Annotated in this window: 22 protein-coding genes; 4 read left to right on the forward strand and 18 right to left on the reverse strand. The window is 49.1% G+C overall.

Annotated elements, in window-relative coordinates; translation table 11 throughout:
* The first annotated feature begins 430 nt into the window (after positions 1-430).
* A complete protein-coding gene (locus KPC83_RS06205; protein ID WP_216278392.1) occupies positions 431-973 on the forward strand; it encodes a hypothetical protein in 543 nt (180 codons plus the stop codon).
* 224 nt (positions 974-1,197) lie between these two features.
* On the opposite strand, the gene nagB is transcribed toward KPC83_RS06205, so the two are convergent.
* The 12 genes from nagB to KPC83_RS06265 all read right to left on the reverse strand — a co-directional run bounded on the left by nagB (position 1,198) and on the right by KPC83_RS06265 (position 13,945).
* Positions 1,198-1,923: a glucosamine-6-phosphate deaminase gene (gene nagB / locus KPC83_RS06210; protein WP_216278393.1), complete on the reverse strand. Its 726-nt coding sequence runs from the start codon at positions 1,921-1,923 to the stop codon at positions 1,198-1,200.
* Positions 1,924-2,214: 291 nt separating this feature from the next.
* Complete coding sequence (locus KPC83_RS06215) at positions 2,215-2,712, reverse strand: PTS glucose transporter subunit IIA (protein ID WP_216278394.1); 498 nt, start codon at positions 2,710-2,712, stop codon at positions 2,215-2,217.
* Between the two features lie 89 nt (positions 2,713-2,801).
* Positions 2,802-4,136, reverse strand: coding sequence for a phosphoglucosamine mutase (gene glmM, locus KPC83_RS06220; protein ID WP_216278395.1), 1,335 nt, complete (start codon positions 4,134-4,136; stop codon positions 2,802-2,804).
* 98 nt (positions 4,137-4,234) lie between these two features.
* Positions 4,235-4,630: a 30S ribosomal protein S9 gene (gene rpsI, locus KPC83_RS06225; protein WP_216278396.1), complete on the reverse strand. Its 396-nt coding sequence runs from the start codon at positions 4,628-4,630 to the stop codon at positions 4,235-4,237.
* Positions 4,631-4,632: 2 nt separating this feature from the next.
* Positions 4,633-5,076, reverse strand: coding sequence for a 50S ribosomal protein L13 (gene rplM / locus KPC83_RS06230; protein WP_216278397.1), 444 nt, complete (start codon positions 5,074-5,076; stop codon positions 4,633-4,635).
* A 175-nt stretch (positions 5,077-5,251) separates the two neighbouring features.
* Positions 5,252-6,163: a patatin family protein gene (locus KPC83_RS06235; RefSeq protein WP_216278398.1), complete on the reverse strand. Its 912-nt coding sequence runs from the start codon at positions 6,161-6,163 to the stop codon at positions 5,252-5,254.
* Positions 6,164-6,259: 96 nt separating this feature from the next.
* On the reverse strand, positions 6,260-7,153 hold the full coding sequence (locus KPC83_RS06240) for a DNA-binding protein (protein WP_216278399.1): 894 nt from the start codon (positions 7,151-7,153) through the stop codon (positions 6,260-6,262).
* A 486-nt stretch (positions 7,154-7,639) separates the two neighbouring features.
* Complete coding sequence (locus KPC83_RS06245) at positions 7,640-7,927, reverse strand: PTS sugar transporter subunit IIB (RefSeq protein ID WP_216278400.1); 288 nt, start codon at positions 7,925-7,927, stop codon at positions 7,640-7,642.
* Positions 7,928-8,076: 149 nt separating this feature from the next.
* Positions 8,077-9,729: a galactoside ABC transporter permease gene (locus tag KPC83_RS06250; protein ID WP_216278401.1), complete on the reverse strand. Its 1,653-nt coding sequence runs from the start codon at positions 9,727-9,729 to the stop codon at positions 8,077-8,079.
* A gap of 15 nt (positions 9,730-9,744) precedes the next feature.
* Positions 9,745-11,253 (reverse strand): sugar ABC transporter ATP-binding protein, encoded by a 1,509-nt coding sequence (locus KPC83_RS06255; protein ID WP_216278402.1) that lies wholly within the window; start codon positions 11,251-11,253, stop codon positions 9,745-9,747.
* Between the two features lie 159 nt (positions 11,254-11,412).
* Complete coding sequence (locus tag KPC83_RS06260) at positions 11,413-12,699, reverse strand: substrate-binding domain-containing protein (RefSeq protein ID WP_216278403.1); 1,287 nt, start codon at positions 12,697-12,699, stop codon at positions 11,413-11,415.
* A 199-nt stretch (positions 12,700-12,898) separates the two neighbouring features.
* Entirely contained in the window at positions 12,899-13,945 is a 1,047-nt protein-coding gene (locus KPC83_RS06265; protein ID WP_253200894.1) for a LacI family DNA-binding transcriptional regulator, read from the reverse strand.
* 255 nt (positions 13,946-14,200) lie between these two features.
* Between KPC83_RS06265 and KPC83_RS06270 the strand changes: the two genes are divergently transcribed.
* From KPC83_RS06270 to KPC83_RS06280, 3 genes are all read left to right on the forward strand, one after another.
* Entirely contained in the window at positions 14,201-15,274 is a 1,074-nt protein-coding gene (locus KPC83_RS06270) for an aldose epimerase family protein (RefSeq protein WP_216278404.1), read from the forward strand.
* Positions 15,275-15,375: 101 nt separating this feature from the next.
* Positions 15,376-16,587 carry a galactokinase family protein gene (locus KPC83_RS06275; protein ID WP_216278405.1) on the forward strand — a complete coding sequence of 404 codons (1,212 nt, stop codon included), beginning with the start codon at positions 15,376-15,378 and terminating at the stop codon, positions 16,585-16,587.
* The gene (locus KPC83_RS06280) at positions 16,578-18,200 is read left to right on the forward strand and encodes a UDP-glucose--hexose-1-phosphate uridylyltransferase (protein WP_216278406.1); all 1,623 of its coding nucleotides are present in this window, start codon (positions 16,578-16,580) and stop codon (positions 18,198-18,200) included. The genes KPC83_RS06275 and KPC83_RS06280 overlap by 10 nt, the downstream gene beginning before the upstream one ends.
* Before the next feature lie 154 nt (positions 18,201-18,354).
* Here KPC83_RS06280 and KPC83_RS06285 read toward each other — a convergent pair whose 3' ends face one another.
* From KPC83_RS06285 to KPC83_RS06310, 6 genes are all read right to left on the reverse strand, one after another.
* The gene (locus KPC83_RS06285; RefSeq protein WP_216278407.1) at positions 18,355-19,296 is read right to left on the reverse strand and encodes a hexose kinase; all 942 of its coding nucleotides are present in this window, start codon (positions 19,294-19,296) and stop codon (positions 18,355-18,357) included.
* 55 nt (positions 19,297-19,351) lie between these two features.
* Complete coding sequence (nagA, locus tag KPC83_RS06290; RefSeq protein ID WP_216278408.1) at positions 19,352-20,503, reverse strand: N-acetylglucosamine-6-phosphate deacetylase; 1,152 nt, start codon at positions 20,501-20,503, stop codon at positions 19,352-19,354.
* Positions 20,504-20,603: 100 nt separating this feature from the next.
* Positions 20,604-21,770, reverse strand: coding sequence for an SIS domain-containing protein (locus KPC83_RS06295; protein ID WP_216278409.1), 1,167 nt, complete (start codon positions 21,768-21,770; stop codon positions 20,604-20,606).
* Between the two features lie 197 nt (positions 21,771-21,967).
* Positions 21,968-22,699, reverse strand: coding sequence for a GntR family transcriptional regulator (locus KPC83_RS06300; protein ID WP_216278410.1), 732 nt, complete (start codon positions 22,697-22,699; stop codon positions 21,968-21,970).
* 143 nt (positions 22,700-22,842) lie between these two features.
* The gene (locus KPC83_RS06305) at positions 22,843-23,919 is read right to left on the reverse strand and encodes a PTS system mannose/fructose/sorbose family transporter subunit IID (protein WP_216278411.1); all 1,077 of its coding nucleotides are present in this window, start codon (positions 23,917-23,919) and stop codon (positions 22,843-22,845) included.
* Positions 23,909-24,706, reverse strand: a complete 798-nt coding sequence (locus tag KPC83_RS06310) for a PTS sugar transporter subunit IIC (RefSeq protein ID WP_216278412.1) — start codon at positions 24,704-24,706, stop codon at positions 23,909-23,911. The genes KPC83_RS06305 and KPC83_RS06310 overlap by 11 nt, the downstream gene beginning before the upstream one ends.
* Between the last annotated feature and the right edge of the window lie 30 nt (positions 24,707-24,736).

The raw sequence follows: 24,736 nt of genomic DNA on the forward strand, positions 1-24,736 counted from the left end.
GTATTGTCTATGGAGACACATATCAACCGATATATGCGCACGCGCTTAAACCTTATTTTCAGCAGGTAAAAGACCTGTCCTATCCCCTACATCTATTACTGTATACCGCTGGCCGAAAAATAGCTCCACTGAACCGGATTGTAGGTTGATATATTCGCTCAATGGTTTATCAAAATAATCTTCATCCTGCTCAGGTATTATTAATATTCGCGGAGAAAAACGGCTAGTTTATTCGTATATACAACACCCTATTTGTGGAAAATACCCCCTGCCGGGTTATCCTTGCCACTACAACTCAGGCATTTTCATCGTATTATTCATATTCGCTTCACAATCTCAGTATCTTGTTCACCCAATTTAGGTTATTCACAAATATACTTTGGCGCCTACAATACTTTTCATTTGTAGGCATTTATATTCATGAGGAAATATGGTTCTTTTGTATCAAGAAGCTATACAGCAATTTGGCAGCAAATACTTTGTCTATCAGGCGCTTAAACAGGGAGTTCTTCGGCGGCTCCAGCGAGGCTTGTATGTTACTAGTTCTAACGAAAACCCCATCATCGTGGCCATAAAACAATATCCACACGGGATTATCACTGGTCTTACGGCCTTGTACCTTCACGGCCTCATCAAGACCTCGTCTACCCCTGTTGAGCTTGCCATAAAACGAGGAACTACCCAAGTTCACACTGCAAACATCCAGCAACATATTCAGACAGAGCTCGCATATGAAATTGGTAAAACCTATATACGAATTGAGGGCTATCCTGTGCCCATCTATAATCGCGAACGCATGGCACTTGAGCTTATGCGTCTTAAATCTAAGCTGCCCTACGACTCATACCGCGAAGCCATTCACAGCTTTAGAGACATCTCTCATCAGCTCAATTTTTATACTATTGAAGACTATGCCACGTATATACCGCGCGGAAACTGCTATCTAACCCGTCTGATTGAGGAAATCTTCTAGCACGCCGCTTTCGGCTATGTCCGAGAAGCATATACGCAAGCCTCAGTTAAAACTGCGCACATATAAGTTTATGCGCAAACTCACACATAGCAAAACGTGTTTGAAACAAGTCCTGGCCATTCAGGCTGTTTCAAACACGCATAAAAACACTAATCACGCTGTTAAAAGCAGTCTAACAGCTGCCAAACTGCCTAAACAATACTAATTGTGGGTCAACCCTGACTTTAGAACAAAGACAGCGCATCCTCATCAGCAACAACAATTGCATGCGGGTGCAGCTGCAAAATTGATGCGGGGCACGCGGGCGTTACCGGACCCTTACACATATCAAATACCGCCTGTGCCTTGTTAGAACCGCTGGCAATTACCAAAATACTCCGCGCCTGCATGATGGTTTGCACACCCATGGTATACGCCTGCCGTGGAACCTCATCAGGGCTGTTAAACAGCCTACTATTTGCTTCAATAGTGCTCTCTGTTAAATCAACACAATGTGTGCCCTTAGAAAAGACGCTATCCGGCTCATTAAAGCCAATATGGCCATTATTTCCAATGCCCAACAACTGCAAATCAGGATAACCTGCCGCCTCAACCAGACGGTCATACTCTGCACACGCCGCTTCGGCATCGGGATTTGAGCCATCGGGTACATGCGTATGTGCCGGTTTGATGTCAATAGAGCTAAAGAACTGCTCATTCATAAAATAGTGATAGCTTTGCGGTTCGTCGTGCTTAAGACCGCGATACTCATCAAGATTGTAAGTACTTACCTCAGCAAAGCTCACATCCCCTTTTTGATGCCATGCAATAAGCTGCTGATAAGCTCCAATGGGCGTTGTTCCGGTGGCCAGACCAAGTACCGAATCAGGCTTCAAAATAACCTGAGCAGAAATAATATTGGCTGCTTTCCGGCTCATGTCGTCATAGTTTTTTGCATGAATAATACGCATAGGTCTTCTACCCTTCCGCATCAGCGGCATACACCGCCTCAAACTGAGGCGCGGCCACCAGGGCGCAGACACGCGCGATTCACCTTGCTCCGTATGTCGGGGCCCCTGCCCGTCCATAGGGACTTGTTACAACAAGCATCTCTATTCTAGCTGTTATATTTCTTAATAAAAGCTGCCCATAAACCCAAGCGGATAAATGACATACCAAATTCAAGTAGAAACAGGCTACAGAGCGTAATATAACTTCAGCGCACCCAACTTCAATGCAAAAACTCTCATGCAGCCAAGCAGCTACTGTATACGACCCACCAGCAAATCATCAAGCTCATCAACATAATCCTGCGCCACCACACGAAGCCCTGAAAACTCAAGTGTATTGCGAATAAGCACCGGAACAATCGTATCGTAGCCCTCATATGCAATGGCTGGACCATCAAACTCAATGAGCACGTCACCGCGCGAAACCGTATCTCCTGGCTCAGCGTAAACCTTGAAGTGCTCGCCCTGCAAGCGAACCGTATCGAGACCCAAATGTATCAAAATGCTGAAATCATCTACCGTGCGCAAAGCTAGTGCGTGACCAGTAGGAAAAATGGCTTCAATTTTTGCATCGGCAGGAGCTACCACGCGAGAACCAGTAGGTCTAATGGCAACACCATCACCTAAAAGTCCTGCAGCAAAAGTTTCGTCATTAACCTCAGACAGTGGAATAACCTTGCCAGCTAACGGCGAGGATAACACTACCTCTCGAGGGCGCAGGCGAAATGTTCGCATAAATCCATCAAACATGAAGTCCTCCACCACGCGCTCTGCATCGCGTACATCTATCCTATCGCACATGCAAAGAATGTGCGATATTGTAACGTGAGAATATGCCCTTAGGGAAGCTCACGCTTTACCACAGCAACAAGCTGATCGACAGCCTGCTGTGCAGTCTCATGCGTCTTGGCCTCAACCATCACACGCACCAAAGGCTCCGTACCCGATGGACGCACCAGCACGCGCCCACTATCTCCCAGCTCAGCCTCAACTGTGTGCACGGCATTCCAAAGTGGCGTACACTGCTCTAGCTCGGCCTTGCTTTCAGAGAAAACATTCTCTAAAACTTGCGGGAAGCGCGTCATAACGTGTGCAAGCTCGGCAAGACTACGACCAGTGCGCTTCATAACACTCAACAGCTGAACCGCTGTTACTAAGCCGTCACCTGTTGTATTGTGCTCGAGAAAAATAATGTGACCCGACTGCTCGCCACCCAATACAGCACCGTCTTGCACCATACGCTCCAGCACATAGCGGTCTCCAACAGCTGTTTGAACCACCTGAAAACCAGCTTCGCGCATAGCAGTTGTAAAGCCAAGATTACACATTACGGTTGAGACAATCTCAGCATTTTTTAGCTTACCTTGAGCCGCTAAATCAGAGCCACAGATTGCAAGAATAAAATCGCCGTCTATCTCGCGGCCATCTGCATCAACAAACAGCACACGATCGGCATCTCCGTCATGCGCCATGCCTACATCCGCGCCAGTCTGGCGCACAAGCTCTCGCAGTGATTCTAAATGCGTAGACCCACAATCCACGTTAATATCCATGCCATCATAGTCGGTGTTAATGGCATGCACCGTAGCACCCAAACGCTGAAGCGCCACAGGAGTTGTAAGGCAGGCTGCACCGTGTCCACAGTCCACCGCAACAACCAGCCCTTCAAGATTGCCGCTCACGGTGTGAACGGCGTGCTCAATGTAGAGATTGCGGGCATCTTTCATCTTTATGATATGTCCCACACCAGCACCAGTGGGCAGCTCCTGCGTTGATGCGGCAGCATCAGATAGAACCCATGCAGAAATTTCTTCTTCCAAAGCATCGGGCAGCTTCATACCCTTTGAGCTAAAAAACTTAATGCCATTAAACTCAGGTGGATTATGCGAGGCAGATATAACAATGCCACCATCGAGCTCATTTTGAACCGTTAACAGCGCAACTGCTGGCGTAGGAATAATGCCACAGCAGTGCGGCATACCGCCCTCCGCCATAATTCCTGCCGTCAATGCAGACTCAAGCATAGTGCCCGAGCGGCGCGTATCACGACCCACACAGATGTTTGGACCTAAAAACTTAGTAGCCGCGCGTCCTAAACGAAATGCCAAATCATAAGACAAATCAGCGTTAGCTACGCCGCGCACACCATCGGTACCAAAGAGATTGATAGACATAGCTGCTCACTTTCAAGATATTGAAGCCGGCGGCTAAAAACAGGACCCACCGTAAGAACGGCAGGTCCCGTTTGAACTGAATACAGCCAAAAAGCGGATTAACGCTTGGAGAACTGTGGAGCGCGACGTGCCTTCTTGAGACCGTACTTTTTGCGCTCGACCACACGTGCATCGCGGGTCAAGAAGCCAGCACGCTTAAGATCGGCGCGGTAATCGCCCGCCTCAAGCAGCGCACGGGAAATGCCCAAACGCAGCGCACCAGACTGACCTGTAATGCCACCACCATCGCAACGCGCGATGACGTCAAACGAGCCGACGGTATCAGTTACTTTGAACGGTGCCAGCGCATCCTCAACAAGCTGAGCGCGACCAAAATAATCGACAGCATCACGCTTGTTGATGGTTACCTTGCCGGTACCTGGAACAATACGAACACGAGCAACGGCGTTCTTACGACGGCCGGTGCCGTAATATACAACGGTATTCTCAGCCATCTTTAGCCCTCCAGCTCAATAGTAGTTGGGTTTTGTGCTGCATGCGGGTGCTCAGGACCTGCATACACCTTGAGCTTCTTAAGCTGAGCACGTCCGAGCGTTGTCTTAGGGAGCATGCCGCGAACAGCGCGCTCGATAACAGCCTCAGGGTGCTTCTCCATAGCCTGACGGAAGCTCTCAGCCTTGAGGCCGCCGTTGTAACCGCTGTGACGGTAGTAAACCTTTGTGTCAGCCTTATTGCCGGTCAGCTGGACCTTCTCGGCATTAATGACGACAACAAAGTCACCACAGTCGGAGTTGGGCGTGTACTGGGGCTTGGTCTTGCCGCGCAGAATTGCTGCAACCTGAGTAGCAAGGCGACCCAGAACGGCGCCTTCAGCATCCACGACAACCCAGTTACGCTGGGCCTCGGTTTGCTTGGTGTAGTGAGTCGATTTGGTAATCAACGTGACTCCTCCATGTACAGATACGTGTTGTTACAGAGTTTCACGGGGCTCTGCAAGTAACTGGTTTATTGTAGCCGCATGACAGGTGAAGTCAACTGATGGGCGATAGTGTCAAAGTTTCTGCACAGCTACGACGCTACAAAATGCGCAGCGTTCATGAGTTGTATATCTATATCTAAACGCTGCCTATAAATTCTTTCACGGCCTCAACCATGCGCGCACCCTCTTGACGACCCTGAATATAAAGCGCCAAAAGTTTCTCGGGGTCGTGCTCAACATGACCAACAGCCACCGAGGTCTGCGGGGCAATAACCAACGCACGACCTTGCGACTCATACTCCCACACGTGCTCACGCTGCTCGTTATAGCGTAGGTGGCGCGTCTCGATAGCTTCTACCAGATAGGGATAGGCATGATAGCGCTTGCGAATGGGACCCACATGCTCATAGGGTTCTTTTATATAGGAGCGCTCCTGTGTGAGAATTACAACCACGCGGTCATAACCCTCATCTTCAAGCATATGCTCAATTGGTACAGAATCGGCAATACCACCATCAAGATAGACCGACGAGCCAATCTGCACTGGCTGAGTTACCAATGGCAGCGATGTTGTTGCTTGGATAATATCAACATCGAGCACCGGATGCGTAATCTCGTGGTATTCAGCGGTGCCAAATACGATATTGGTCAGCGTTGCCGTGAGCGTCATAGGATTAGCAAGATAGGCTTCGTTATCAAAAGGGTCTAACTTATCCTGTACCTCATTGAGTAGAAAGTCATATCCCACCAAGCTACCGCTTGTCACTAGCGAACGGGCACTTACATACCGTGGGTCATTACAAAATGCCAGATTGACGCGATTAGCGCGCCCAAGTTGGCGCGACTTATAACTAAGTCCATGCAAAACGCCCGCCGAGACCCCAATAGCCGCATCAAAATAGACGTTTTGCTCCATAAAAATGTCAAGCACGCCCGCGCTAAATTGCCCACGATAGCTCCCGCCTTCAAGAACAAGTGCCACCTTGCCCGCACCTGACCGCGGCAATTTAGTATCTGTCTGTTCTGTAAGCTGGGCTATATCTTGCATGAAATTCACCTCTCAAAGCGCTGTCAATGTATGCTTTTCTACCCCATTACGTGCAAAAATTAGCCATGAGTTTATGTAGCTTTTTCAAAAGACAACCTACTCATCCAACATAGACAGATATAAATCTAGTCTCTGATTTAAATATCCGGCAAACATGTCTGCCATTGCTGATAAGTTATGTTTTACATGATATGCATCAAAGGCTTCATAATATTTCAAGCGGTCGGTAAACTTTATGTCTATCGGCGGATAACCCGCTTTCATGAGTTCCAAATTAACGAGTAATCTTCCGGTTCTTCCATTTCCATCAATAAAAGGATGTATGCTTTCAAATTCAATATGGAAACGAGCCAGCTTGGTCACAATATCTTCCGTGCTATTTGTATATTGTTCCAGTAATTCTTCCATCTTAGGAATAATCAAATAGGGCTGTACAGGTTCATGTGCTGCTCCCATAATCCGAACAGGAACTCTTCTGTATACTCCTCTATCCTCTTTTTTATCAGCCAAAACTAAATAGTGAATGTCCTTTATTAACTTTTCAGATATTTGAACATTTTCACGAACAAGCTGTCTTATATATTCAAAAGCTTCTTTATGTCCAATTACCTCTAAATGCTCCTTTAATGATTTCTGTTCAATAGTAAGCCCTCTCAGGACCATGTCTGTCTCTCGTAACGTTAATGTGTTGCCTTCGATTGCATTTGAGTTATAGGTATATTCTGTGAGAAATTCTTCATGTAATCTTTCCAGCTCTCCTGCTGTTAAAGGCCGTCTTTTTCTAAGCACCTCTAATTTATCTTCTATGATTGGAATAAGGGATTCCTTAGTTTTATATCTTCCATCAGGTGGTTTTATTGCATCATGTGGTATTTTCCAAGCTCTTCCTTCTCGATATGCACCGAGAACCTTTCCTTCTGAGCATAAAATTCTTACTCTTCTATCAGATACCATCCATTTTTCAGCCGCTTGTTTCACCGTAATATACATACATTATCCTTCCCGTTTTTCACGTTAAACCATTTTATCGGAATAGTATAAGCAATTGCGGAATAACATATATCATTTAACGGAATGATATATGGCTGCGAAATAATGTCTGGCTAGTGCCGCTTGTTGCCAGCGAACAGGCACTTACATAATGTGGGTGTTGCAAAATGCCAAATTGACACGATTAGCTCGCACAAGTTGGCTAGTTGTGTAGTGTCTGAAAAAGAGCCGTGCAGTCTTCTCCTCAAACTACCCCCCACAATGTAAGCAGAATCACGCAGGGGAAGTCATCACGCTGACACCTTAGAGCATGAAACTCTCGCCGTTTGCCTTGAGAGGGCTCATCCACAGGCAGACCCCCTGTGCACAACTTGCAGGCAAACAAAATGGGATGTATAGCCAAGCTATACATCCCAAATCTACTCCATAACGCACATATAAACTAACTGATAATAGACAATAAACAACCTACAACAAGCAGCTAGTCTACAGCTCAACTGTCTCCAAAATCCCTGCAGCATCGGCACGTGCATACAAATCTGGGTCAATCACCTGCACGGGAACATCAGTTGTTTCTTGAATACTTCCTTGCGCATATCCAATCTGCGGGCCTAACAACACAAGGTCTGCGTCATTGAGATGGTCAACCGCATCTGCTAAAGGACGCGCTTCAATAGCAACATCAAGACCCTTTAGTTCAGCCTCGCGCTTAAGCTTTTGCACCAATAAACTCGTTGATACACCAGCATTACAACAAACCAATATATGCTTCATGAGGCTTCCTCCTTGGGAAGTCGGGAACGAGCTTATACCATGCTGACAAGCTTTACCCAAACTCTAATAACAAGCCGCCACCAACTCAAACAAGTGGCTCAACCAAAACAAAAACGCGCGAGCCAAGGCCCGCGCGCCTCAACAAGTAGCTACTTCTTACGGACGTACTTCAAGCAGTCAAGCGTAACAGCAATCAGGATAATGACACCTGAGAATACAAACTGAAGATTGGTATCAATACCCAAGATAGTCAGCGCGTAGGTTAATGCCGTGAAAATCAATACACCAACGGTCACGCCAGAAATCTTGCCGATACCGCCGGTAAATGAAATGCCACCAACAACGCAGGCTGCAATAGCGTCCATCTCCCAGCCCTGACCGTATGCAGCCGAACCAGAGCCAACCATACGAATGCATTCAAGCCAAGCGCCAAAGCCATACAGCACGCCTGCCAGCAAGAACGCTCCAATAGATACCGCAAAGACGTTAATACCTGATACGGAGGCTGCCTCGGGGTTGCCACCAACAGCGTACATGTTCTTACCAAAGGTGGTCTTATTCCAAATAAACCAAACAATGCCAATAGCTGCAATCGCCCAAAGAATAATTGTTGGGAAGCCACTAATCTTAGGTGTAACCATCATCGGAATGATAGGTTCAATAGCGCCAAAGGAAACGCCCTTGGTTGCGTAGGTAACAATACCAAAGATAATAAGCATGTTTGCCATGGTTGATACAAACCAGTGCATCTTAAAGCGCGCTGTAAAGAAACCGGCAATCGCAGAGAAGCACGTGCAGAGCACTACGCATACCAACAAAGCCATTACGATACGACCAACAACTGGGATGCCGGTCAGGTCAAATGCCATGCCAAAGAAGGTGCCGGTATTTGGTCCTTGGTGCATGATAATGGTTGAAGCCACCATACTCATACCAACCATACGACCAATTGAAAGGTCAGTACCGGTCTGCAAAATCAAGCCAGCGGCACCCAACGCCAAGAACATACGAGGCGATGCCTGCTGCAAAATATTCAGCAGGTTTTGCGGTGTCAAAAGCTGCGTGCCTTTAACAGCTGGGGTAACCACGCAAAGACCAGCAAAGACCAGCAAAATAGCAATATATAGACCATTGTTTAGGAAGAAGTCACGAGCGCTAAAGGTATAGCGATAGGCCTCAACACGCTGCGCCAGCTTTTCATTCAAGGTAAAGCGCGACATGCGCAGCAGGTCAATCAGGTGATAGCGATAGGCAAAGGCCTCGTGCTCACGGTCTTTAATGCGCTGAAGTTCAAGCTGGTAGGTTACTTTTGCGTCAAACTGCTTGTTCTTATAGACGTATTTTTCTTCTTTCAGCTCTTTTTGATCGCTCATCTGAGCAGTAAGCCCTTTGTGCTCTTGCTCAAGCTCACTCAAACGCTGTTGATACGCTACTTTTGCCGCTTCGCGCTCGGCTACACAGCTCGCCTTAACAGGGCTCAAATACTCGCTGTCAAAGTGAGCATTGAGATACGCCTCTGCCTCAGCAATGAGCTTATCAACCTCAGCCTTATTGGCTGCTTCAACTTGCTTAGCAGCATCCATCTCGGTACGCAGACGAGCAATCTCTTGGTCGCGCTCCTGCGCACTTAAAATCTTGTCTGTCTTAGTTGCATCAATACTTGATTGCAACATAACAACGGCAGTGGTACCGTGCTCGCGGAGCGCATCAATCTTGGACTGGATGTCACTCACAAACGCATCAATGGGTGCCAGGAGGGACGTCTCCTCCTCAACCGTTAAAATCTTCATGGTGTCAGACATAGTCGTACCCCTCGCTTATAGATATTTTGCGCTCAAACGCAGGAGTTCTTCCTGGTCCGTCGCCTTGGTGTCCACAATTCCAGATAAACGCCCGTTGGACATTACGCCAATACGGTTAGTAATGCCTAAAATTTCTGGCATCTCAGATGAAACAACGATAACCGTGGTGCCTTGCTTTGCCATCTGAATAATGAGCTCATAAATCTCGTATTTTGCACCAACGTCGATACCACGAGTTGGTTCGTCCATCAAGAACACCTGCGGATAGCGCTCAAGCCACTTGCCAAAAATAACCTTTTGCTGGTTACCACCCGAAAGACTTGAAATCAAATCATCAGGACCCATGCATTTGGTATTCATAGTTTTAATTTCGCGGTTTGTTGCACGTACCATCTTGTCGTTTGAAAGCGCAAGACCGCTCTTATATTGATCAAGATTAGCAATGGTAGTATTAAAGGTTAAATCGCCCTTGAGAAACAGACCATTTGCCTTGCGTTCCTCGGTAATAAGAGCAAAACCATGGTCCATAGCATCACGCGCTGTATTAAAGGTCATAAGGTGGTCGCGGAAATACACACGACCAGCCGCGCGCGTACGAATACCAAAGATGGTTTCAAGCAACTCGGTGCGGCCTGCGCCTACCAAACCATACAAACCAAAAATCTCACCTCGACGAACCTCAAAGCTCACGTCTTGCAGATGCGGCTCATATTTGGTTGAGAGGTGCTGAACCTTTAACACTGGGTCACCCGGTATATTGTCAACCGGCGGGAAACGGTTATCCAAAGAGCGTCCAACCATAGCCGAGATGAGCTCGTTCATGTTGGTCTCGTCGGTACGCTTGGTCATAACGAGATTACCGTCACGCAAAACAGAAACCTCATCGCAAATCTCAAAAATCTCATCCATCTTATGAGAGATATAAATAAGAGAAATGCCCTGTTCACGCAGCATACGCATCATGTGAAACAGCTTATCAACCTCTTGTGCCATAAGCGAGGACGACGGCTCATCCAATACAATAACCTTTGCATTATAAGAAATGGCCTTTGCAATCTCGCACATTTGGCGCTGCGAGACCGACATGGTGCGCATGGGTTGCGACAGGTTGACCGTCATGCCTAAACGACGGAACAGCTCATTTGCTTCCTTGCGCATACGTGCTTCGTCAACCAGCCCCATAGCATTTTTGGGATAGCGGCCTAAGAACAGGTTATCAACCACGTTGCGCTCAAGGCACTGGTTAAGCTCTTGGTGCACCATTGCAATGCCGTTTTCGAGGGCATCTTTAGGGCCAGAGAAGCTAATCTCTTTACCATCGAGCACAATGGTACCTTCGTCTTTTTGATAGGTGCCAAATAGGCACTTCATCATCGTAGACTTTCCAGCGCCATTCTCGCCCATAAGACCCATAACACTGCCGCGTCTCAGATTAAGCGTAATGTGATCGAGCACGCGGTTACGCCCAAAGGTCTTACTCATGCCCTGAATTGAAAGCACATAATCATCTTGTACGTTTGTCATTGTTCACCCCTTGGATATACCAAAGAACTCGTTTAACACGAGCAAATACGAAAGACACGCACCGTATCCGTGCCCGATGCGTGTCTCTCAAAATCAAGGGAGAGAAGATGCTTCTCCCCCTTGAACAAACTCAGAATACGCTGAGCGTATAGGCTGTGCTTAGCCGAGGAGCTGCGTATAGGAAGCGCCGTTGTCGGTCTTAACCATGTTAATGGCGAAGCCGTCAAATGCACTTGGGTCAGCCAGCTTGTTGGTGATGCTGGACTCGGACTGACCGTCGCCGCCAACAAACTCAACGTCGAGGTTCAGAAGCTTTGCATACTTCTCAAGCAGCGGCTGATACGTAGCGGAGAGGAAGTTGTCGGCAGAGTTGTAAACACTCAGCCATACCTTCTTCATAGGGCTATCAGAGTCTTTGAGCTGCATCTGAGCGGTCTTGTAGGTTGCGGTTGCATCCATGAAGTCCTTGTAGTTCTCAGCAGTAACAGCGAGGTTCATAGCATAGTAGGAGCGCTCGTCTGCGTTGACCTTGTAGTCCTCAGAGGCAATCATGTTGCCAACTGCGTCCTCTTTGCCAATACCGGTATCGATATCAACGCCATCCAAAACGTTGCGAATCAGGCGCAGTGTGAAGTAAGCCTGAACTGCAGGGTTCTGTGAGATGGTGCCTGCATAGCCCTCTGCAATAGCGGCAACAGCGTCAGAGTTAGCGTCATAACCAAAGGTTGGAACCTTGTTCTCTTTAGCCCAGCCGTTAAACATAGCCATGCCCATGCCGTCATTGTTAGAAACAACGACGTCAATCTGATCACCAAAGGAGGATGCCCAAGTGCTGATAGCGTTACCAGCAGTAGGAGCGTCCCACGTTGCACCAGCGGTGGTCTTCATCTCCTGAGAAGCCAGCTCACGAATGGTGTACTTCTTGCCGTTAACCTCGAGCTCACCGTCTTTAACAGCCTCGGCCTTACCGTCGGTGTTGGTACCAACAGCGTCAGAAACAATAACGCCATCCTTCTCTACGGCTGTACCAAGAGCCTTGCGGCAACCACGGGTACGAGCGATGGAGTCGTTGTGTCCCACGTCACCGATGGCGAGAACGTAACCGATGACACCGTCACCGTTGCGGTCAATCTCGGCAGCATGTGCCTTGATGTAGTCAGCTACCATCTGACCCTCAAGCTCGCCACCCTGGTTTGCGTCAAAGCCTACGTAATAGGTGTTCTTGTTGTAGTTGAGCGTGGTCATATCGAGCTCACCGGTTGAGCTGTTAGACGGCTGGCGGTTGTAGAAAATAACCGGCTTCTCAGAGCCAGCGGCGGCAGGAGCACTACCTGCTGCTTTGGGCTCAGAGCCAGATCCACCGCAGCCAGCAAGTACACCAGCACCCATGACACCGGCGACACCCAGGCCACTCACCTGCAAGAACTGACGACGTGACATTCCCATATGAACTGCCCCTTTCATACAACGCACTCTGTGCGTCTCCCTGACTGCATGGCTGGCATTGCCATGCACCCCTCGAATACGGAGTATCCGCTTCGACTTGCTAGTGATAACGTTAACATTATCTCAACAAATAATCCCCTGAGACTAGCAATTGCTCGGTAGACGGTAGATTACTATCCGTGAGTGGTAGTTTTCGCAGCTAGAAGCGTTGCGCAACTGTGGACCTTTTCACCAAAGTTCCCGGAATTCGGATAGCAACTGGGTCAGTTGAGGGCTCCTGCACGCTATGCTCAAAGACAATACGACCACGTTCGCGCAGGTCAAAGCGCACTGTGCTCAGTTCTACATGAGGAACCATAATATCAAGCGAGTCGTCAATACCTATAACACTAATTTCTTCAGGAACGCGCCGTCCAGCTTCACGAAGCGCCGCGATTACCCCCATAGCCATCTGATCGTTCGCAACGTATATGGCGGTCATATCCTTATCACTGACAAGCTTTTTGCCAATTTCGTAGCCACTGTTTGCCGTCCAGTCTCCCTCATACGGCTCAGGCGTGGGAAGCCCTCGCTCTTGCAAAGCCTCGCGCCAGCCCGCTTCTCTAAATTGGCTATCTATTGAGTGACTGGGGCCTGCCACAAAACGAATCTGCTCGTGTCCGTGTTCAAACAAATGATTCATAACTAAAGCAGAGCAACCATAGTGGTCAGAATCGACGGTGGTACACCACGGATGCGCATACATAGTCACAATAACCGTTGACATACCAGGCTGCGGCAAAAAGGTCTCAAAATCGGGCGCCATACGGCTCATACCAATAATCATGCCATCAACCGGCAGCTCAGCCATACGACGTGATGCCTCAGCCAGAGTAAAAGCTTCGTCATCTGCCATCTCAATCATAGTAACGGCGCGGTTATGCTCGCGGGCAGCAGCTAAAATTCCGTCGAGCATGGTGAGGTTGCCAATCTTGGTAATGTCATAAACACACAAACCAACTGCATGATACGCACCATGGCGTAGCGAGCGTCCTGCGTAGTTGGGGCGAAACCCCAAATCGCGCATGGCTTCAAGCACCTGCCGGCGCGTTTTCTCGCTCACGTTATCCATACCATTTGCCACACGCGAAACGGTCTGCTGTGAAACGCCCGCTGCTGCCGCAACATCTGACATCGAAACAGGACGTGGATTATGTGTCGTCCGCGGTGCTGAAGCTCTTGAAATGTGCCGTCGATTGGTGGGCATGTTACCTCTTTTCACATGATTGCTACTACTAGGATACCTATCCCCACGCGCGCGTAGTTCATTTTTTGTTCAAATCAACAGAGTTATACAGAAAAATAAGCTGGGGTTTTTACCGTTTACGGCGTATTTTCTACCGGTCAGGAGAAACTCAAGAAACTCGGTCTAAATGGCTGTGAGTACGTTAACATTTAGGACAGCTACTCTTTGATATAACGAAGCGTGGCACGTGTTAGCTCTACCAGAGGAAGGACAGCTATGATTCGCTGTACACCATTTGGAACAACTCCAACAGGAGTTGAGGTTCATGCTTGGGAGCTTAGTCTGGGAGATGTATGCCTTACTGTGCTTGATTTAGGCGCCACCATACAAGCACTGACCTGTCCAGATGCACAAGGGCAGCTCGCAGATATTGTTCTGGGTTTTGACACCCTTACCGGCTATCTTGATAACCCCGCCTGCTACGGCGCAACCATAGGACCCTCTGCCAACAGAAGTGATAAGGCTGAGGTGTGCGTTTCGTATAATCAGTGGTTTGAGCTTCCTCATAACGATGGACCAGAGCTTACAAATAACCTGCATACCGACCTTGCCGACGGTCTTCATAAGCGCATGTGGGCAGTAACACCTGATGAAGCGCATAACACGCTCACTTTGAGCTGTGACGTTGTAGATGGTTGCTATGGACTGCCCGGAAACCGGCGCTTTACTGTAAGCTTTAGCCTTTCACAAGACGATGATGCCGCATGCATTACCGAAACGCTTCATTGTGATACCGACGCAGCTACCTTCGTGAATCTAACCAATCACAGCTACGTTAATTTATCGGGCGTAGGTTCTGGCTCTGCCCTCTCCCATCTTGTACGCATTGCGGCAAGCTCCTATCTTCCGGTGCGTGAAGACAGTGTTTCTGAGGGCTTCCTTGAACCAGTTGCTCACACACCTTTTGACTTTACCGAGCTAAAAGCCCTTGGCGCCGATATTGAAGCTGACCATATTCAGCTTGCACGCGGGCGGGGGTATGACCACTGCTTCTGCATTGATGGCTATACACCAGATGGTGCTCCGCGCCCTGCCTTACATGTTGAAGATGTGCATTCTGGTCGCGTGCTTGATATTGCTATCACCATGCCCGGCGCTCACCTCTACACCGGCAACTGGCTATCTGATGCTGCCGTCAAAGGCAATCTTGCTGCACAGCCCCGTGATGGCTTTGCCTTTGAACCCGAATACTATCCCGATGCATCGCATAACCCCACATGGCCGCAAAGTATTTGTACACCAGAAAAGCCCTACCACGAGCAAATCGTATACCGCCTGAGCACACGCTAGCTGCATGCATAGTCTAGCTGCTCAATGCGCTTACCTGCTTTCGAGCAAATATCACGTGGAGTCATGTCTGCACTAAGCAGATAAAAAAGAAAGGATGTTATATGTCAACACACACCCATGAAGCTGCACTTGCCCGTGCACGCGCCCTCTACGAAGAAACCTTTGGACCTATTCCAGAGGGAACACCGGTGCTTGCCGTACATGCGCCGGGGCGCTCTGAGATTTCTGGTAACCACACCGATCACGAGGGTGGACGCGTTATTGCCGGTGCCCTTGACGTTTCTATTGATGGCATTGCAGTTGCCACAGACAATCTCACGGTCTCTGCCGTTGACGAGAATTTCCCGCTTTTTAGCCTTGAACTTGATGATTTATCTGTACACCAAGACGAGCTTGAGAGCTCAGCTGCGCTGGTCAGAGGCATGGCAGCCAAGCTTGCAGAGACTGGACGCACTCCTCAAGGCTTTAACTTTGCATCGGTGTGCACCGTGCCCGCAGGAGGCGGTCTGTCAAGCTCTGCCGCCATTGAGGCAGCCTATGGCCGCGTAATGGAAGCTCTGTGGGAAGGTCCTGCTATTGAGGCTGTTGAGCTTGCTAAGATGAGCCAATATGTTGAGAACAACTACTTTGGCAAGCCCTGTGGTCTTATGGATCAGGCATCTGTTTGCCTAGGTGGTCTCGCCTATATGGACTTTGAAGTTCCCACTGAGCCTAAAACCGCCAAGCTCGATTTTGACTTTGATGCAGCGGGATATGCACTTTGCTTGGTAAAGGTAGGTAGTGACCACGCCGACCTAACCTCCGAGTACGCTGCTATCCCTGGTGAAATGCAAGCTATTGCTGCCGAGTTTGGCAAACAGCGCCTGTGCGAAGTTGACCCTGCCGATTTTAATGCCCGCGTGCCTGAGCTACGCCAACAGTTTGGTGACCGTGCGGTGTTGCGCGCCATTCACTACTGGTATGAAGTTGAGCTGGTTGACCAGCGCTGGGATGCCTTGCAATCTGGCGATATTGAACGATTCTTGGATTTAACGCGCAAATCTGGTTCAAGCTCTGCAAGCTTCTTACAAAATGTATCTGTGGGTGATGTTCAAAAGCAACATGCCATGGTTGCCCTCGCACTGGCTGAGCACGTACTATGCGGACGTGGAGCCACGCGCATTCATGGCGGCGGATTTGGCGGCACTATTCAGTGCTTTGTTCCACTTGATGTGCTGGATACCTTTAAGGAGCATATGGATGGCTGGCTAGGCGAAGGCTCCTGCCGCCACTATGCCATTACCGAGGAGGGGGCGTATGCTGCATGGCTGTAAGCGACGCCGCTGAAGCATATCTAACAGACGAAGCGCTGCAGCACACGCTCCAACTCTTTGTTGGCTATCTAGCGCATGAGGGCTTCATTCGCGACCAAGATATTATCTGGGCATATAACGTTTGTCTGGCGCTCATTGGTCAAGACGGGCCAGGTCCAGACCTTGACTGGCTCTATGCTCAAGACTTTGAGCATTTCTCGATTGATATTGAGCCGGTACTTACCAGTTTAGCTGAGCAAGCTTGCATACACGGACGCTTTGAGCATACAGGCGCTGGTATTGACCGTGCTAGCATGGAGCTTATGGGTCGCTTTATGCCCTCACCTTCACAGGTTCACGATGTCTGGAAGACCCTTTGCAAGTCTTCTTCAAAGCGCGCAACCAACTGGCTGTACGGTCTTTGCTGTAAGGCGGGCTATGTTCGCCAGTCTGCAATTGCAAAAAACATTCAATGGACCACAAAGTCGCCGTGGGGCATGCTGGAGATTACCATCAACCTCTCAAAACCTGAGAAGGATCCAAAAGACATAGCAGCCGCTCTTCATGCCACCCATGGTAAAGACCCCTACCCCGCCTGCCAGCTCTGCATGACCAACGTTGGCTATGCAGGACGTGGCGCAGCATCGGCAGCCGGTCCGCACCCTGCGCGGCAAAATCTACGTGTTGTCCCCTTTGCCTTTGAGGATGAAACATGGGCGCTGCAATATAGCCCCTATGCCTATTTCAACGAACACTGCATTGCCCTTGCACCAGCACATCGACCTATGAAAATTGACCGGCGCTGTTTTGAGCGGCTGATACAGCTCACCCAAAGTATTCCGCATTATTTCTTTGGGTCAAATGCCGATTTGCCTATTGTAGGTGGCTCTATTCTGACGCATGACCACTTTCAAGGTGGCAGACACGAGTTTCCCATGATGCGTGCGGTTGCTGTTCAAGAGTTCAGCATTGCCAGTGCTCCTGATGTCACTGCAGAAGTGCTCAAATGGCCGCTCACAGTGCTGCGCCTGCGCTCAACCAATGCAGAAAGCCTCCTCAATGCTGCAGAACAAGTTCTGCACACATGGGCTTCTTATAGCGACGAGGCTTTGGGCATTATTGCTCAAAGTGCTGATGGCACGCCGCATAACACCATCACGCCAGTTGCTGCTTATGATGCTCATAGCAAGATGCACACCCTCTATCTTGCACTGCGCTGCAATATCACCAGCGATGAGCACCCCTTAGGGGTCTTTCACCCGCATGCAGACAAGCATCATATCAAGAAAGAAAACATTGGTCTGATTGAGGTTATGGGTCTAGCCATTTTGCCTCCGCGCCTTGTTGATGAGCTTGCCACGCTGCAAGAACTACTCCTTGATGCCGCAACGCGCTCTATATCAAAAGACGAGCTTGTTCGTGCACTAGAGAATAATCCGCTAACCAGCTCACATGCCACGTGGGCGCTCAATCTCTTTGAAAAACACCCTGAGCTGAGTGCTGATACCGCAGAAACGATTCTGCGCGATGCCGTTGGCACCGTCTTTGGCGAGGTACTTGAAGATGCAGGTGTATATGCTTGGGATGAGGATGGTCGTGCGGGGCTTTCGCGCTTCCTCAAGCAGCTTGGCTAAATAGCTGCTCATGTGTAGCGCCGCTTTATGAAAAGCCCTGAAGCGTAACAGCTTCAAACAAACATGGTCTCCCACATTCGTGAGAGACCATGTTGCTATTGATACAGCACAGCAAGATGAAAACCCCGCAGCGCCGTATCTGTTAGCCCTCCCCTTAGAGCGTAACAACCTCAATACCTGAGAATACCTCATCAAAGCGCTCAAGTACCAAGTGACCTGTTTGTGGGTCCATGGCATTGAGTTTACCGCAGGTCATGCCCCAGCGAAGCACGTCCTCACAAGCCATGCCCTGAGCAATTGCATAGGCAAAACCAGCAACCGTTGAGTCACCTGACCCTGTTGCATTAACCGCAGGAATCGCCGGGACTTGCACGCGATACGCCTGGTCTTTTATAAAGGCAACTGCGCCAGCGCCGCCCATAGTCACCACAACCCATGCAATATCTGCAAAGCGTGCATCACTTGCAAGTGCCGCCTGCAACTCTGCTACCTCATCAGGCGTAAATGAAGTAGTAAGCAGTGCGTTAATCTCACTGAGATTTGGCTTAATGAGCGTAGGCTTAACCGGAGCTGCCAGAGCCTCAGTTAATGCCGCTCCCGATGTATCAAGTAACACAGGCTTTTCTGCAGCCTGCGCCAGATGAACTAACAGTGCGTAATAATCAGCTGGCACGCCTTTTGGTAGCGAACCCGAAAGAGTCACACAATCACAATCATCGCGCGCTACCAACTCACGAAAATGCGCGGTAAAAATATCGAGCTCGCCCTCAGAAATACAAGGTCCTGCTTCTAAAAACTCGGTCTGATTGCCGTCGTGCAGCACTGCAATGCAAACACGCGACTCACCCGCAATAGTAGTAAAACTGTGTTGAATGCCATCGTCGTCCATGCGGTCTGCCAAAAACTCACCCATATGACCACCGAGCAAGCCTGTTGCCAAAACCTCCGCATCGAGCTGACGCAATACGCGACTCACATTGAGGCCTTTACCGCCGGCGGTTTTATGGGCAACAACGCGGTTAACATCATCAACTGCCAAATGATTGAGCTGATAAGAAGTATCAATCGATGGGTTCATGGTAACCGTAAGTATCATGAGAGCACCTTTCTGAGAGCTTAAGACCGGTGTAAAACGCTAGCTGTATGTGACCTTATGCCTGATAAACCTGCTTACCACCCAGATAGGTTGCACTGAGACTCATATCTGGTTCAAGCACCACAAAGTCGGCGTTGCGCCCCGCACGAATAGAACCGCAAACATCACCGATACCGTTTGCCTCAGCCGGAGCCTGACTTGCCATATAAACAGCCTCAGCAGGTGTTGCAATGCCCCAGTCAACAAGGTTTTTAACCGCATCTTTCATGCAGAGCACCGAGCCCGCAAGGGAACCGCCCTCTTTCAGGCGAGCGGTGCCGCCTGCTACAACAACCGGCAGCTCACCGAGCATGTAATCGCCATCAGGCATGCCGCCTGCGCGCATACAATCGGTTACCAGAGCTACGCGCTCGTGACCCTTAGTATTCATAACGAGACGAGCAGCGAGCGGATTAACATGATGTCCATCACAGATAAGCTCTGCAAAAGCATCACTGGTAAGCGCTGCACCCACCATACCCGGCTCACGATGATGTAGCGGGCTCATGCCATTAAAGAGATGTACAAAAACCGAAGCCCCTGCTGCCAAGCAACGATAGGCCTGCAATACGGTTGCGTCTGAGTGTCCGAGCGCCACTACAATACCTTGCTTGGTTGCCTCAGCCGTAAACGCGGGGCTTTCATCGTATTCAGGTGCAAGCGCGATTTTTTTAATTAGGCCTTTTGCCGCTGTTTGCCAACGCTCAAGCTTATCGAGTGACGGCGGACACAGATAGGCAGGATTTTGAGCTCCTTTGTGCTTCTCGGTAAAGAAGGGTCCCTCTAAAAAGATACCCTGAATACGTGCGCCGGTATTCTTTTCAATGTTATCGCCGATTGCGCGGCAAGCATCTTCAAGCTGCTCGGTTGTAGCAGTTAATGTTGTGGGCAACCATGAGGTAACGCCATTGCGCAAAACGCCCTCGGCGATATGCGCCACGCTATCCCACGAGCAATCCATAACGTCATAATCATCGAAACCGTGGATATGCGTGTCAACATAACCAGGTGCAATATGCTTGCCTGATAGGTTCACAATCTCACACTCTGGTTGTGCTTCGGCAGGAAGATAGGCACCAAACACGCCATCTTCAACCATAAGATAGCCACCGCGAGCAACGTGGGTAGGAAGATAAAAAACATCAGCTTGTATAGCGTACGTACTCATACATAGGTCCTCTCAACAATGATGGCAGAGACGACTGTCATCGAAAAACAAAAACCCGCCCGCACCATGCGAGCGGGCTGAAAAACATCTATACCCCAGTTTATGCCTTGAAGGGGTGAATAGTCACACCCTTGACCACGCGATTGACCGCGCCCGTGGGATTAGGGGTATCAGGGGTGTTGCCTACGCGCACCGAGTTTAAGAGTGAAACCGTCTGTCCAACCATGATAAAGGGCAGAGCGAGATAGGCTTCTGGAAGCTCGGGATAATCGGTAAACGTGAAGGACTCACCAGCAAAGAGCTCACCAGCATCTTGCTGAATAGCAATTACCTTACGACAGATTCCATCAGCACGAATCTCGTTGAGAATGTCAAGGTCATACTGACGGGTGTAAGGGTCGTTGCTCACATAAACAAAAACTAGCGTCCTGTCATCAACAAACGACTTAGGCCCATGTCGATAACCCATAGAGGTGTCATACGATGTGGCAACCAATCCATGTGCCAGCTCAAGAATCTTGAGCTGAGCCTCCTGCGCCAAACCGCCAAAGCCAGCAGAACCCAGATACGTTACTCGATTAAAATCGGTTAGCAAGAACTGCATAACCTCAGCCTCACGAGCAATAACCTCGTTACCCATGTTAGCGGCAGTTTCAATCCAGCTGTGCTTTTGCTCATCAGGAGCGCAATCAAAAACAAGGGTAGAGAGCAGCGCCATGCAGGTATAGCTGCCCGTCATGGCAAAGCCACCATCGTTAGCGCGCGGAATGAGCAAATTGAGCGCATGATTGTCCCCTATAGCCTTCTGAGCAAGAGTGCCCTCAGGAGCGCAGGTAATATTGAGGAAGCGTGCATTTTTAACGTATGAGCGTACTACCTCTACCGCAGCCAAGCTCTCAGGGCTGTTGCCGGAGCGGGCAAAGGATACCAAAAGGGTTGGCTCATCGGGGTTCAAAAAGCTCAAAGGCGCGCTTACCAGATCGGTTGTTGCAATTGAGGCAAAGTCATAGAGGCTTCGGTCGGAAGCATGGCGCAAATACGGAGCAACGGTATCTCCAACATAGTCTGATGTTCCTGCACCAGCAAAGATAACCTTAAGACGACCTTCACCCATATTGCGAGCCTCAGCCAAAAAACTCTCAATAGCATGTTTGTTAGTTTGATAAATCTCAAAGGTATCAAGCCAAAGCTCAGGCTGCTGCATAACCTCAGCAGTAGTTATGTCGGCTCCGAGACCTTTTAGCTCTTCTGCTGCCTTCTCAAACATATGCATACCTTTCTGTATGAAGTTTAGCGCTACCTGCTATTATAGGTCATAATTCATCATCTGGTAGTAACCAGTTGAATATTTATATAAAAGCTCTTTGCTCGTATTTTCTAATAAAAGCTTTCAGTAGAAGGGGTAAACAACCGCTCATTTAAGTAACACCTCATAAGGTATCACAAGCCCATCAGTGAACATGTTTATTCACTCCGACGATGATAGACCTTGTACTTAAACTGATCGGCACGAGCTACTGAAAGTGTGTATTCAATAATCTCGTTATTAACGTTGTAGGTGGTTCGTACCAAATCGAGCACAGGAGCTCCTTCGGCAATACCTAAAATATGTGCGTCTGCCGGGCGAGCAATGCTTGCAAAAAACTCCTCTTCTGCCAGCTTAATCTTCTCATGAAAATCTTGCTCCATAAGGTCATACAAAGCCTTGTGTTCAATCATAGGACGCTTAAGAAGAAGGAATTTTCTAAATGGAAGATAGGTGCGCTCCACCATGAGTGGAATGCCATCGGCAGCACGTAGACGCTTCATCTTAAACAGCTTATCGCCAATACGCACACCCATATGCTCTGCTAAATTGCGGTCTGCTTCCATTTCACAAAACTCAATTATTGTAGTCTTAGGTTCACGCCCCAGCTCACGCATTTGCTCAGTAAAGCTATAGGCGTGCATGAGATTGGTAGTTTGAGCAGAGCGGTCTGCCACAAAGGTACCCCGCCCATGCTGTCGTACTACCATACCCAATCGTTCAAGTTCTTGAAGTGCAAGACGAACAGTAGTACGAGAAAGACCGTAGCGTTCTGAGAGTTCACGCTCAGATGGCATAAGGTCACCTGGCCGAAATTCGTGATCAATCTTCTCTGTCAAAATATCAACAAGCTGATCATAAAGCGGTTGCCGACGTGCCCCCATTGCCATTGGCTATCCTCCTTTTTGCCTGTTCATCTAATACTATATCGATTAAAAAATGGGCTGTGGTCAACGAATGTGACTCACAGCCCATGTACAACACTCAGTGTAATACGAAAGCTAAATGCTATCGATTACCTGCGTATAAGCTCTTACCAGATGCTTGACCACAGACCCAGGCCAGAACCCAGGATGCCGAGAACCAGCAGCACAGCGATACCCTTGATTGGGGTGAAGTTATGCTTAGCAAAGAGCCAGTACAGAACGAGCACCAAGCACAGCGGAACGAGCTTAGGAAGCACGGTGTTCAGCGTGTCAGCCACCGAGAAGGTAACCGGAGACTCGGTAACCTCACCATAGGTAACGGAGCTCATGCCATTACCAAGTGAAGTAACGCCAGTCTCAACAGCTGCGCCGTCAGCAACAGCCATGAGCGGATTACCTTCCATGTCGGTCATAGCAAGGGTGCCAGCCTCAGCGGTCTTAGTATCAATGCTTGCAAGATCTGTAAAGTTCTTAGCATCAGCATCAGATACAACAACTGTGTGAGCAACAATGGAGCGGCTCGTACCGTTGGGGATGGTAAGGTTAATCTGAGTGCCACCCATGGTGACGGTCAGGCAACCAACAATGAAGACACCCATGATGGATGCAGCACGGGTAAAGGCCTGCATATTGGTGGTCAATGCATCAATAGCAGAGGTACCCAGCTTGTAAGACCAGCTCATCAGGCCAAGGCGCAGAGCAAACTGGCAGACATTAAAGACAATCAGGAAGGCCAACGGAGCGAAGGCATTGCCCTGAATTGCCATGTTGGACGTAATACCAGCAGTAATAGGTACCAAGGTCAGCCAGAAGAGAGCGTCACCAATACCTCCGAGCGGGGAAGCTGCGGAAATACGGACGGCACGAATGGTCTGGATGTCCATCTTGTTCTGCTCGAGTGAGAGAACAATACCCATAACGAAGGTTACCAAGAACGGGTGGGTGTTGATGAAGTCCAAGTTGTGGTACATCGATGCCGCGAGGTCGTTCTTGTTGGTGTGAACCTTCTCAAGACCAGGAAGCATGGAGAAGAGCCAGCCACCTGACTGCATGGTCTCAAAGTTAAATGAGGACTGCAGGAAGCATGAACGAAGTGCCATGCGATTAAGGGTTGCCTGATCTACCTGAGCGGCAGGCGTCATATCCTCATAGTGCTCAGGAACAATGAACTCATTAGATGCCATCTGTCATGTCACCTCCATCAACAACAGCGCCCTTGAGGCCAGTCTGCTGCTGGAAATCCCAGAAGGCAAGGCCAAAGCCAACAAAGGCAAGAATGAGCAGGCCAGGTGTTGCAAGAGAGTCGATAGCAGCAACGATGCAAGCAAGGCCAAAGCCCATGAAGAAGAAGGCCCACATATCGCGGCTCATCATAATCTTCAGAAGAATAGCAAAGCCAACAAAGCGCATCATGCCACCAGCGGCCTTAAGGCCTGTGTTGAGCCACTCAGGAATAGCGTCAACAACCTGCTGACCAAATGCCTGACCGCCAACAAAGAACAGTGTAACGATAACAGCAAAGATGAGACCAAGAATAACCTCATTGATAACTGTCCAAACGGTTACGCCCTTGGGGTCAGCCTTCACAGCAGCTGCGCGGAAGTTCTCAAGGAGAGGTGCGCGAACGGTGAAGAACAGAGTTACGCCATACTGGCCGAGCAGAGCAAACGGGATAGCTGCAGCTACAGCAACGTTGGGCTCCATGTTGAGTGAGCAGGCAAAGATTGTTGCCATAATGCCACCGATTACCGCGTTGGGGGGCTGAGCTCCACCAATGGGCATGTTACCAATCGTCATGAGCTGATAGGTACCACCAACAACGAGACCAACTTCGAGGTTACCCAAAATAAGGCCAACCACGGCGCCGGTAACGATGGGCTGATACAGCGACTCGAGGAAGTCGAACTGATCGATAGCGGCTACAAAGGTAACCAAGAAGATCAGAACGATTTGAAGAATCGAGGCTTCCATCTTGCTCCTCCTTTCAAAGTGGTTTAAAGA

Source organism: Collinsella sp. zg1085, assembly GCF_018889955.1.
In the GTDB taxonomy this organism is placed as follows: Bacteria; Actinomycetota; Coriobacteriia; order Coriobacteriales; family Coriobacteriaceae; genus Collinsella.